This is a genomic window from Geodermatophilus sp. SYSU D00696, from assembly GCF_054050235.1.
Genome location: NZ_JBJGYY010000028.1, coordinates 19,339 through 30,877, shown reverse-complemented (window position 1 = coordinate 30,877; position 11,539 = coordinate 19,339). Strand labels below are relative to the sequence as shown.

9 protein-coding genes are annotated in these 11,539 nt (G+C 75.0%); 2 read left to right on the top strand and 7 right to left on the bottom strand.

All coding sequences use genetic code 11. The features are described from left to right. Positions 1-43: 43 nt before the first annotated feature. The 6 genes from ACI79O_RS17120 to ACI79O_RS17095 form a co-directional block, all read right to left on the bottom strand. Positions 44-841 (bottom strand): metal-dependent hydrolase, encoded by a 798-nt coding sequence (locus tag ACI79O_RS17120; protein ID WP_456914736.1) that lies wholly within the window; start codon positions 839-841, stop codon positions 44-46. Positions 842-924: 83 nt separating this feature from the next. Further along, on the bottom strand, positions 925-1,116 hold the full coding sequence (locus tag ACI79O_RS17115; RefSeq protein ID WP_456914735.1) for a DUF6104 family protein: 192 nt from the start codon (positions 1,114-1,116) through the stop codon (positions 925-927). Positions 1,117-1,132: 16 nt separating this feature from the next. Beyond that, positions 1,133-4,951, bottom strand: a complete 3,819-nt coding sequence (locus ACI79O_RS17110) for a multifunctional oxoglutarate decarboxylase/oxoglutarate dehydrogenase thiamine pyrophosphate-binding subunit/dihydrolipoyllysine-residue succinyltransferase subunit (protein WP_456914734.1) — start codon at positions 4,949-4,951, stop codon at positions 1,133-1,135. A 181-nt stretch (positions 4,952-5,132) separates the two neighbouring features. Beyond that, positions 5,133-5,942, bottom strand: coding sequence for an ankyrin repeat domain-containing protein (locus ACI79O_RS17105; protein WP_456914733.1), 810 nt, complete (start codon positions 5,940-5,942; stop codon positions 5,133-5,135). Between the two features lie 45 nt (positions 5,943-5,987). Beyond that, the gene (locus ACI79O_RS17100) at positions 5,988-6,755 is read right to left on the bottom strand and encodes an ABC transporter permease (RefSeq protein WP_456890554.1); all 768 of its coding nucleotides are present in this window, start codon (positions 6,753-6,755) and stop codon (positions 5,988-5,990) included. Then, positions 6,752-7,738: an ABC transporter ATP-binding protein gene (locus ACI79O_RS17095; RefSeq protein ID WP_456890555.1), complete on the bottom strand. Its 987-nt coding sequence runs from the start codon at positions 7,736-7,738 to the stop codon at positions 6,752-6,754. Before ACI79O_RS17095 ends, ACI79O_RS17100 begins: the two co-directional genes overlap by 4 nt. Positions 7,739-8,012: 274 nt before the next feature. On the opposite strand from ACI79O_RS17095, the gene ACI79O_RS17090 reads away from it, so the two are divergent. Continuing rightward, the gene (locus ACI79O_RS17090; protein WP_456890556.1) at positions 8,013-9,062 is read left to right on the top strand and encodes an adenylate/guanylate cyclase domain-containing protein; all 1,050 of its coding nucleotides are present in this window, start codon (positions 8,013-8,015) and stop codon (positions 9,060-9,062) included. A 100-nt stretch (positions 9,063-9,162) separates the two neighbouring features. After that, positions 9,163-10,800 carry an ABC-F family ATP-binding cassette domain-containing protein gene (locus ACI79O_RS17085; RefSeq protein WP_456914732.1) on the top strand — a complete coding sequence of 546 codons (1,638 nt, stop codon included), beginning with the start codon at positions 9,163-9,165 and terminating at the stop codon, positions 10,798-10,800. A 4-nt stretch (positions 10,801-10,804) separates the two neighbouring features. On the opposite strand, the gene ACI79O_RS17080 is transcribed toward ACI79O_RS17085, so the two are convergent. Further along, positions 10,805-11,518 (bottom strand): alpha/beta fold hydrolase, encoded by a 714-nt coding sequence (locus ACI79O_RS17080; protein ID WP_456890558.1) that lies wholly within the window; start codon positions 11,516-11,518, stop codon positions 10,805-10,807. Between the last annotated feature and the right edge of the window lie 21 nt (positions 11,519-11,539).

The following is an 11,539-nucleotide window of genomic DNA, read 5'->3' as shown; positions in this document are numbered from 1 at the left end:
AGCGGGGGACCGTAGCGGCTGGTCGGCGGGGCCCCGCGCGGTCTCAGCCGCCGAGGCTGAGCAGCCCCTGCAGGTAGGGGTCGACGACGTCGCGGGCGGCGGTGTTGTCGTAGAGGAACCACACGGCGACGAGCAGGAAGGCCGGCGCCAGCACCGCCTTCTCCAGAGTCGTTCCCGTGCGCATGGGGGTGAGCGCGACGCGCTTGCGCTTGAGCAGCCAGACCAGCGGCAGCGGCACGCCCTGCTTGGTGATCAGGTCGCCGACGACGTGGGTGAGCACCCCCAGGGCGACCGCCCAGGGCAGCCACAGGGGCTGGGGCATGTGCTCGAGCAGCAGCCACGCGCCGCCGAAGGACAGCAGCAGGTTCCCGACGACGGTGTTCTCCGCCCGGCCGGGGATGACGAAGTGCAGCGCGCGCAGCGCCAGCCCGATCGCCAGCGCGATGACCACCAGGCTGGACCAGTACAGGTTCGCGGCGGCCAGCGCGACGGCGCCGAAGGCCACGGGCGCCAGCAGCGCGTCGTGCGTGCCCCAGCGGTGCCCGCCGGCGAGCCGGCCGATGGCGCCCGACGGCACGTCGGTCACGGGGCCCCACATGTCCGAGACCGTCGACCCGCTGTGGTCCAGGTCGGGCAGCATGGCGAACCCACCGACGGCGGCCACCCACGCCACCTGGGCGACGGTGCCGTCGACCGGGGCCCAGGGGAGGGTCGCCGCACCGGCGGCCAGACCGGAGAGCGCGTGGGAGTGACCGAGCACGTGCGCAGCGTCCCGTCCGGCGGCCCGCAGGTGGCGGAGGCGCACCGGCGCGATCACCAGGTGACCGGCGTCCTCCCTCACCGCAGCGCGTCCTCCCTCGCGGTGGGACGTGAGGGAGGACGCGCCACGATCAGGTCACCTGATCATCGCGCGGGCAGGCGCCGTCAGTCGTCGAGGTCGTCGACGTCGTCGGTGCCGCCGCGCGCCAACCAGGTCGCCAGTCGCTCGATCGGCACCTCGAAGTCCGGGTGCTGGTCCACGAAGGCCTGCAGCTGGTCGGCCAGCCAGGCGAGGGTCACCTGCTCCCCGCCCCGCCGGTTGGCCAGCTCCTCCAGGCCCCTGTCGGTGAAGTACACGTCGTGGAGTACCCGGTCAGTCGGCGAACGCCTGGGCGACGAGCTCCTTCTGCTCGACCTCGTGCACCTTCGCCGAGCCGACGGCGGGGCTGGCCGAGGCCCGGCGGCTGACCCGGCGCAGGGTCCGGCCGCCGAGGTGATCGGGCAGGTTGAGCGCCATGAACGACCAGGCGCCCATGTTCGCCGGCTCCTCCTGCACCCAGACCAGGTCGGTCGCGTTCGGGTACCGGTCGAGGGCCTGCCGGACCTGCTCGCCGGGCAGCGGGTACAGCTGCTCGACGCGGACGACCGCGGTGTCGGCGCGGCCCTCGGCCTCGCGCTGCGCCAGGAGGTCGTAGGCGACCTTGCCGCTGCACAGCAGCACCCGGCGCACCGCGGCGTCGTCGAGCGGCTCGCCGCCGACGCCCGGGTCACCGAGCACCGGGCGGAAGCCCTCGTCGGTGAAGTCCGCGACCGGGCTGACCGCCGCCTTGGCCCGCAACAGCGACTTCGGCGTGAACACGACCAGCGGCCGGTGCACGTCGGAGAGCGCCTGACGGCGCAGCAGGTGGAAGTAGTTGCCCGGCGTCGTGCAGTTGGCGACGGTGATGTTGTTCTCCGCCGAGACCTGCAGGAAGCGCTCGATGCGGCCGCTGGAGTGGTCGGGGCCCTGGCCCTCGAGGCCGTGCGGCAGCAGCAGCACCACGCCCGAGCGCTGGCCCCACTTGGCCTCGCCGGAGCTGATGTACTCGTCGATGACCATCTGCGCGCCGTTGATGAAGTCGCCGAACTGCGCCTCCCAGAGCACCAGCGCCCTCGGGTTGGCCACCGAGTAGCCGTACTCGAAGCCCAGGGCGGCGTACTCGGACAGCAGCGAGTCGTAGACGAAGAACTTCGCCTGGTCCTCGGACAGGTGGGCCAGCGGGGTGTACTCGGCGGCGGTCTCCCGGTCGATGAGGACCGCGTGCCGCTGTACGAACGTGCCCCGGCGGGAGTCCTGGCCGGCCAGCCGCACCGGGATGCCCTGCATCAGCAGCGACCCGTAGGCGAGCAGCTCGCCCATCGCCCAGTCGATGCCGCCCTCGCTCACCATCGCCGCGCGCCGCTCGAGCATCCGCTTGAGCTTGGGGTGCACGGTGAACTCGGCGGGCAGGGACACGTGCGCGTCGCCGATCGCCTTCATCACCTCGGGGGTGATGGCGGTGGCGACGGCCGTCCCCTGCTCGCCGGGCTGGTCCATGACCGGCTGCGGCTTGGGGGTCTCGCTCGCGTCGTGCGTCTCGGCGAAGGCCCGCTCCAGCTGGTCGCGGTAGTCCTTCAGGGCCTCCTCGGCCTCGGCGAGGGTGATGTCGCCGCGGCCGATGAGCGCCTCGGTGTAGAGCTTCCGGACCGAGCGCTTGCGGTCGATGATCTCGTACATCAGCGGCTGGGTCATCGACGGGTCGTCGCCCTCGTTGTGCCCGCGGCGGCGGTAGCAGACGAGGTCGATGACGACGTCCTTCTTGAACGCCTGCCGGTACTCGACGGCGAGCCGGGCCATGCGGACGCACGCCTCGGGGTCGTCGCCGTTGACGTGGAAGACCGGCGCGTTGACCATCCGCGCGACGTCGGTGGAGTACAGGCTCGAGCGCGACGCCGCCGGGCTGGTGGTGAAGCCGACCTGGTTGTTGATGACGACGTGCACGGTGCCGCCGGTGCGGTAGCCGCGCAGCTGCGACAGGTTCAGCGTCTCCTGGACCACGCCTTGGCCGGCGAACGCGGCGTCGCCGTGCAGCAGCACCGGCAGGACGGTGAAGCCCTGCTCGCCCTTGTCGATCATGTCCTGCTTGGCGCGGACGACGCCCTCGAGGACGGGGTTGACCGTCTCCAGGTGCGAGGGGTTGCTGGCCAGCGAGACGGCGATCTCCGCACCCGGCGTGAACGGGTTCTCGAAGGTGCCCTCGGCGCCGAGGTGGTACTTGACGTCGCCGGAGCCCTGGACGGTGCCGGGGTCGATGTTGCCCTCGAACTCGCCGAAGATCTTGGCGTAGCTCTTGCCGAGCACGTTGGCCAGCACGTTGAGCCGGCCGCGGTGGGCCATGCCGATCGCGACCTCGTCGAGGCCGTGGTCGGTGCCGGCGATGAGCACCTCGTCGAGCAGCGGGATGACGGATTCGCCGCCCTCGAGGCTGAACCGCTTCTGGCCGACGTACTTGGTCTGCAGGAAGGTCTCGAAGGCCTCAGCGGCGTTGAGCCGGCCGAGGATGTGCTTCTGCTTCTCCCGGTCGGGCTGCTCGTGCTTGACCTCGATGCGCTGCTGGAGCCACTCGCGCTCCTCGGGGTCGGTGATGTGCATGTACTCCACGCCGACGGTGCGGCAGTAGGAGTTGCGCAGCACGCCGAGGATGTCGCGCAGCGGCATCACCTTCTCGCCGGCGAAGCCGCCGACGGGGAAGGTCCGGTCGAGGTCCCACAGCGTCAGGCCGTGCTGGAGGATGTCGAGGTCGGGGTGGCTGCGGACCTTGAACTCGAGCGGGTCGGTGTCGGCCATGAGGTGGCCGTTGCGCCGGTAGGACTCGATGACCTCGATGACCCGGGCTTCCTTGTCGATCTGCCCCTCGCGGCTGACCCGCACGTCGGGCATCCAGCGCACCGGCTCGTAGGGGATGCGCAGCGACCGGAAGACCTCGTCGTAGAAGCCGTCCTCGCCCAGCAGCAGCTGGTGCAGGCGGCGCAGGAAGTCGCCGGACTCGGCGCCCTGGATGATCCGGTGGTCGTAGGTCGAGGTCAGCGTGATGATCTTCGAGACGCCGAGCTCGGTCAGCGCCTCGGGGCTCATCCCCTGGAACTCGGCCGGGTACTCCATGGCACCGACGCCGATGATCGCGCCCTGGCCGGCGGTCAGCCGCGGCACCGAGTGGACGGTGCCGATCGTGCCCGGGTTGGTCAGGCTGATCGTGGTGCCCGAGAAGTCCTCGAGGGTCAGCTTGCCGGCGCGGGCCCGGCGGATGACGTCCTCGTAGGCGCCCCAGAACTGTGCGAAGTCCATCTCCTCGGCGGCCTTGATCGAGGCGACGACCAGCGAGCGGGAGCCGTCGGCCTTGGGCAGGTCGATGGCCAGGCCGAAGTTGACGTGCTCGGGCTGCACGAGGGTCGGCTTGCCGTCGACCTCGGCGAAGGCGGCGTTCATGTTCGGGAAGTCGTCCAGCGCCCGGACCAGCGCGTAGCCGATCAGGTGGGTGAAGGAGACCTTGCCGCCGCGCGAGCGCTTGAGGTGGTTGTTGACGACGATGCGGTTGTCGGCCAGCAGCTTGGCCGGCACCGCGCGCACGCTCGTCGCCGTGGGCACGGTGAGCGAGGCGTTCATGTTCTTGACGACGCTGGCGGCGGCACCGCGCAGCGGCGTCCGCTTCGGCCCGTCGCCGGCGGGGGCCTTCGCCGGCTGCGGCGCGGCCGGGGCCGGGGCGGCCTTCGCCTTCTGCTCGGCGCGGTCGGCGGCGCGGTCGACGACGGTGTCCTCGGTGCGCTCGGGCACCGGGGTCGACCGGGTGGCGGCCGGTGCCGGGGCGGGCGCTGCCGGGGCGGCCGCCGCGGGGGCGGAGGCGGCGGCGTCGGCGGCGGCCGGGCGCGCGGCGGGCTCGGCGCCGTTGCCCGCGGCCGGCGCGGGGGCCGGGGCCGGCTTCGGCGACGGGCTCGCGGGCGCCACGGCCTCGGCCGAGGCGGGCGCCTGCTCACGGTCGTCGCTCGCCGCGACCGGGCTGCCCGGCCGGTAGTCGGCGAAGAACTCGTGCCACGCCTGGTCCACGCTGGACGGGTCGGCGAGGAACTGCTGGTACATCTCCTCGACCAGCCACTCGTTGGTGCCGAAGCCCGCCACCGCCGAGGAGGTACCGGTGGAGGACGGCCGGGATGAGTTGTCGCGTGACACGGGGTCGAGTGCCTTCTTCGTCGTCGGTGGACGTCTCTGGACCGGGCGTTGACTCTACGCCGGTCGGTCCCGCCCGACCTGCCGTCCGGCTCGCGCGCCGGGCCTGCCCGGGGGATCCTCGCGCGCGGGCTCAGCTGCGGGCGCCGGCGGCCACGAGCAGGTCGACGAGCGCGTCGCGGGCACCGGCCTGACCTGCGTCGTCGCGTCGGTGGCGGGCGGCGGCGACCCGGCCGATGTCGAGGGCGCTCGCGCCGTCGGAGGTGGTCGCGTCGACGTCGGCCCCGGCGGCCAGCAGGAGGCGCACGACTTCGGGCGCGTCGCCGCCCGGTCCGGCGGCCACGGCCTCGTGCAGCGGCGTGCGGCCGGTGTCGGGGTCGCGGCGGTCGACGCGGGCGCCGGCGTCGAGCAGCACGCGCACCAGGTCGGGCCGGCGCACCGCCGCGGCCGCGGCCAGCGCCCCGCCGTCGGGGTCGGCCCCGCGGTCGAGCAGCAGCCGCAGGGTGCCGGCCGCCCCACCGGCCGCGGCCACGGTGAGCAGGTCCAGCCCGGTGCCCGGGTCGGTGAGCGGCGCGCCACCGTCGAGCTCGCCGGCCAGCCGGCCGACGTCGTCGAGGTAGGCGGCGGCGGGGGCGTCGACCGGGGCGCCGAGCTCGCCGAGGACCGGCACCAGCCCGGAGGCGTGCTCGACGGCGACGTGCAGCGGCGTGCGGCCGGACTCGGTGCGCGCCCCGAGGTCGGCGCCGGCCGCGGCGAGCTCGCGGACGACGTCCTCGCGGCCGGCGGCCACGGCCAGGTGCAGCGGCGTCCAGCCGCTCTCGCCGGCCTGCTCCACGGTCCCGGCGAGCAGCCGCGGCGCGTCGATGAGGGCGGCGCGCACGGCCTCGACGTCGCCGGTCTGCACCAGGCGTGCGAGTCGCTGCACCGTCATGCGGGTGGTCATGCAGGGGTCCCTCGTCCTCGGTGTGGGGTGCGCGCCGGCCGGGGCTCAGACGACGTCGCGGCGGACGGCCAGCAGGGTGCCCAGCAGCGCCGCGACCAGGCCGTAGCCGAGCAGCAGCAGGCCGCCCTGCCACGGGTCGAGCAGCTCGGGCGCCTGGAAGTCCGACGTGACGGCCTGCACCGCGCCGCCGGGCAGCCACTTGTAGGCGCCCTGGATCGCGCCGATCGAGGAGATGATCGGCTCGACGACGTAGAGGTACACCAGCGAGCCGACGATGGCGCCGACCTGGTTGCGCAGCAGCGCGCCCACGCCGACGCCGATCACGGCGAACACGACCAGCACCAGGCCCGCGGTGCCCAGCGTGCGCAGGTTGTCCCCGTCCAGCGACGGCGCCGCCCCGCGCGCGCCGGCGTAGAGCAGCACGACGACGACGACGACGGCGAGCACCAGCAGCGCGACCGGCACCGCCGCGGCGGCGTAGGCCAGCAGCTTGGCGGCGACGACGCGGCCGCGGCGCGGGGTGGTGAGGAAGGTCGGCGTCGCCGTCCGGTGCCGGTACTCCTGGGTCATCCCGATGATCCCGAGGATGAGCAGGAAGACGCTGGCGTTGGCCGCGACGGAGAACACGACCTCCTCGTACTGCGGCGTCCCCACCGGCGGCAGGCCCGGCTGACCGCCGTCCGGCTCGGCGCCGGCCAGGCCGGTGAACAGCGCGGCGAACCCGCCGGCCATCACGCACGCGCCGATGACCAGGCCGATCCAGACGCGGGTGGTGACCAGCTTGGTCCACTCGGCGCGGACGAGCGCGCTCATCGGGCCGCTCCCTCGGTCGTGTACTGCGCGGGCCCGGCGGGGGAGCCGGCCGCGAACTGCTCCTGGCCGGCGGTGAGCCGGAAGTAGAGGTCCTCGAGGCCGGTGGTCTCGGCGCGCAGCTCGTGCAGCTCCACCCGCGCGGCGAAGGCCCGCGCGCCGACCTCGGCCGGGGTCGCGCCCTCGACGGTGACCAGGCCGTCGTCGCTGCGGGTGGCCGCCAGCCCCTCGGCGGCGAGCACCGCGGCCAGCCGGTCGGCCTCCGGGCTGCGCGCGAGCACGGTCCCCGCGCCCTGGGCGCCCGAGCGCAGCTCGGCGATCGAGCCCTGCCGCACCAGCCGGCCGGCGCCGACGATGACGACGCGGTCGGCGGTCTGCTCCATCTCGGCGAGCAGGTGGCTCGACACCAGGACGGTGCGGCCCTCGTCGTGGGCGAGGTGCCGCAGGAAGCCGCGCAGCCAGAGGATCCCCTCGGGGTCCAGGCCGTTGGCCGGCTCGTCGAGCACCAGCACGGGCGGGTCGCCGAGCAGCGCGGTGGCCAGCGCCAGCCGCTGCCGCATGCCCAGCGAGTAGCCGCCCGCCCGGCGCCGTCCCGCCGTCGCGAGCCCCACCCGCTCGAGGACCTCGTCGGCGCGGGCGACCGGGATCCCGGCGGCGCGGCAGTAGACGCGCAGGTGGTCGCGGCCGGAGCGGGCCGGGTGGAAGGCGGTCTCGAGGACCGCGCCCACGGTGCGCACCGGCTCGCGCAGCGCCGCGTAGGGGACGCCGTCGAAGGTGGCGGTGCCGGTGTCGGGGGTGATCAGGCCGAGGACCATCCGCAGCGTCGTCGTCTTGCCCGCGCCGTTGGGGCCGAGGAAGCCGGTGACCGAGCCGGGCTCCACGGTGAACCCGAGGTCGGAGACGGCGCGCACCGTGCCGAAGGTCTTGGTCAGGCCGGACACCTCGATCCGCACGGGTCGGGGTCCTGCGGTGGTGCCGCTGGCCATCGGTCCTCCTCGTCGCGCCCTGCCGCCGTCCGCACCCCCGTGCCCCGTCATCCAAGCGCACCGCCCGCCGCCGACCGAGGCCCGCGGCCTCCGGCGTGCCGCCCGACGCCCGCCGGCCACCCGGCGTCCACCCGCCGTTCGCCGCGCTCGTGACCACGGGCACACGCGCCCGCCGTCCGGTCACTACAGTGCGCTGCCGTGAGCGGCTGTCGGGCGGGAACGGTCTCCGGCGCCCCCGCCGGCCGGACGACGGGCTGAGCCGGGGCAGGTCGCCGTGCACCCCGCCGGACCCGACCCCGAGCCGATCCCGCCCGATCCCGACGTCCGGGAGGCGCTGGAGCGGCTGCTGCTCGGTGGCCCGCGCCGGCTGACCCGGCTCGAGGTCGCCGCGGCGGCCGGCATGCCCCCCGAGCGCACCCAGCGGCTGTGGCGGGCGCTGGGCTTCCCCGACGTCGCCGACGACGACCCCGCCTTCACCCTCGCCGACGTCGGGGCCCTGGCCACGGTGTCGGAGCTGATCGACTCCGGCTTCGTCGACCGCGGCAGCGAGGCGTCCATCGCCCGCGCCACCGGCCAGGCGCTGTCCCGGCTGGCCGACTGGCAGACCGACCTGCTCGCCGACGCGCTCGTCCGCCGGGCCCGGGAGCAGGCCCCCGGGACGCCGGTCGACGTCGTGGCCACCGCCGAGGCGCTGATCCCGCTGCTGAGCCGCACCCAGGACTACGTGTGGCGGCGCCACCTCGCCGCGAACGTCGACCGGGCGCTGTCCTCCGAGACGCCGGGGGACCGGCGTGAGCTGGCCGTGGGCTTCGCCGACCTGGTCGGCTACACGTCCCGCTCGCGCGGCATGGGCGGCCGCGAGCTCGGCGCGATGGTCGAGGCCTTCGAGGCGACGGCAACCGAGGTGATCGCCCGCTCGCGCGGCCGGGTGGTCAAGACCGTCGGCGACGGGGTCCTCTTCACCGCCGCCTCCGCCGTCGACGCGGTCGAGATCGGGCTGCGGCTGCCCACCGCCTGGGACGCCGGGGACCGCCCGCCGCTGCGCGTGGGCGCCGCCTACGGGGCGGTGCTCACCCGCCTGGGCGACGTCTACTCGCCGGTGGTCAACCTCGCCAGCCGGCTCACGTCGATCGCTCCGGCCGGGGCGTTGCTGGTCGACCGGGTGCTCGCCGGGCACGTGCGCGGCCTGCCGCAGTACCGGGTGCGGCCCATGGAGCCGGTGGCGGTGCGCGGCTACGAGTCGGTGCAGCCTTGGCGGGTCAGCCGGCAGGCGGCGGGGGAGCCCGACGCGGCCCCGTGCGAGGGGAACCCGCACGACGGCTGACCCCGCCCGCGCTACCGTGGGCGCGTGCTGTGACTCCCGGAACCGGCAGCGCCGCTGCCGACGGCGTCCTCGATCCGACCGTCCTCCCGGGAGCACCCCCATGAGCGCCACCCTCGTCGCGCGCGACCTGGCCGCCGGCCACGGCGCGCGCGTCCTGTTCTCCGGCCTCGACCTCGTCGTCGCCCCCGGCGACGTCGTCGGGCTGGTCGGCGTCAACGGCGCCGGCAAGTCCACGCTGCTGCGCACGCTGGCCGGTGAGCTGCCGGCCGAGTCCGGCGCGGTCACCCTCAGCCCGCCCACGGCGACCGTCGGGCACCTGCCGCAGGAGCGGGACCGCCGCGAAGGCGAGACGGTGGCCGCCGCGCTCGCCCGCCGCACCGGCGTCGCCGCCGCCCAGGCCGCTCTCGACGCCGCCACCGCCGACCTCGCCGACGGCCGTCCCGGCGCCGACGACGCCTACGGCGAGGCGCTCGAGCGCTGGCTGGCCCTGGGCGGCGCCGACCTCGACGAGCGCCTCGAGCAGGTGCTGGCCGAGGTGGCGCCGGGTGTCGCGCCCGACGCTCCGATGCCCGGGCTCTCCGGCGGGCAGGCGGCCCGGGTCGGGCTGGCCGCGCTGCTGCTGTCCCGCTACGACCTGCTGCTGCTCGACGAGCCCACCAACGACCTGGACCTGGCCGGGCTCGACCAGCTCGAGCGGTTCGTCGGCGGCAACCGCGCCGGCATCGTGGTGGTCAGCCACGACCGCGAGTTCCTCGCCCGCACCGTCACCCGGGTGGTCGAGCTCGACCTGGCCCAGCAGCTGGTGCGGGTGCACGACGGCGGCTACGAGAGCTACCTCGTCGAGCGCGAGGTCGCCCGCCGGCACGCGCGCGAGGAGTACGAGGAGTACGCCGGGACGAAGGCCGAGCTCGAGGCGCGGGCGCGCATGCAGCGCAACTGGCTGGCCAAGGGCGTGCGGGACGCGGTCAAGAAGCAGAAGGACCCCGACAAGTTCATCAAGGCCCACAACCGGGCCACGGCCGAGAAGCAGGGGGCCAAGGCCAAGCAGACCGAGCGGCGGATCGAGCGGCTGGAGGTCGTCGAGGAGCCCCGCAAGGAGTGGGAGCTGCGGATGAGCATCGCCGCGGCACCGCGCGCCGGGGCCGTCGTCGCCACGCTGCGCGACGCCGTCGTCCACCGGGGGGACTTCACCCTCGGGCCGGTGGGTCTGCAGGTCGACTGGGGCGACCGGGTGGCGATCACCGGACCGAACGGCTCGGGCAAGACGACCCTGCTCGGCGCGCTGCTGGGCCGGGTGCCGCTCGCGTCGGGCAGCGCCTCCCTCGGGCCGGCGGTGCGGCTGGGCGAGGTCGACCAGGCGCGCGGGCTCTTCGTCGGCGAGCGGCTGCTGCTGGAGGCTTTCGGCGCCGAGGTGCCCGACTGGCCCACCGCCGACGTGCGCACCCTGCTGGCGAAGTTCGGCCTCACCGCCGAGCACGTGACCCGCCCGGCCACCACGCTGTCGCCGGGGGAGCGCACCCGCGCCGCGCTGGCCCTGCTGCAGGCGCGCGGGGTCAACGTGCTGGTGCTCGACGAGCCGACCAACCACCTGGACCTGCCGGCCATCGAGCAGCTGGAGTCGGCGCTGGCCGCCTACCCCGGCACCCTGCTGCTGGTCACCCACGACCGCCGCATGCTCGAGGCGGTGGCGGTGACCCGGCGGTTCGCCGTCGACGCCGGCCGGGTCACGGAGGTCTGAGCCCTCAGGAGCCCACGCCGGCCGGTTCGGCGACGCCGGCGAGGACCCGGGCCAGCTCGCCGGGGACCGACAGCGCCGCCATGTGCGCCGAGGGCAGCCGCACCAGCCGCCCGGCCTGCGCGCCCATCGCCTCCTGCGCCGGGACCGGGATGCAGTTGTCGGACTCCTGGGCGCACACCACGTAGGTCGTCGGATGACCGCGTTCCGGAGCGGTGCTCGGCGCCGTGAACGCCGCGACCGACTGCAGGACGAGCCGGTCGCGGAACGCTGCCGCCTGCTCGCTGGACAGGTCGGCGCACAGCGCCTCGCGGACGGTGTCGACGTCGCGGGTCACGGCCAGCGAGCCGTCGTCGCGCGGCTCGACCCACGCCGGGAGCGCGTCCCCGCCCGCGAGGTCCAGCAGCGACTGGCCACGCTGGGGCCAGAAGGCGGCGACGTAGACGCTGTGGCGTACCCGGGGGTCGTCGGCCAGCTCGGTGATGACCATGCCGCCGTAGGAGTGCCCGACCAGCACCACCGGCTCGTCGATCCCGTCGAGGGCCTGCCGGACGCGGTCGGCGTCGGCGCGCAGGTCACCCAGCGTCCGCGGATCGGTGCCGGCGCTGGGCAGCTGGTCGACCACGGTCACCCGGTGGCCGAGGTCCCTCAGGTGGCGGGCGACGTCGTCCCACACCCAGCCGCCGCCCCAGGCACCGTGCACGAGGAGGAAGGAAGCCATCCCCGGAGGGTCCGCCGGTCC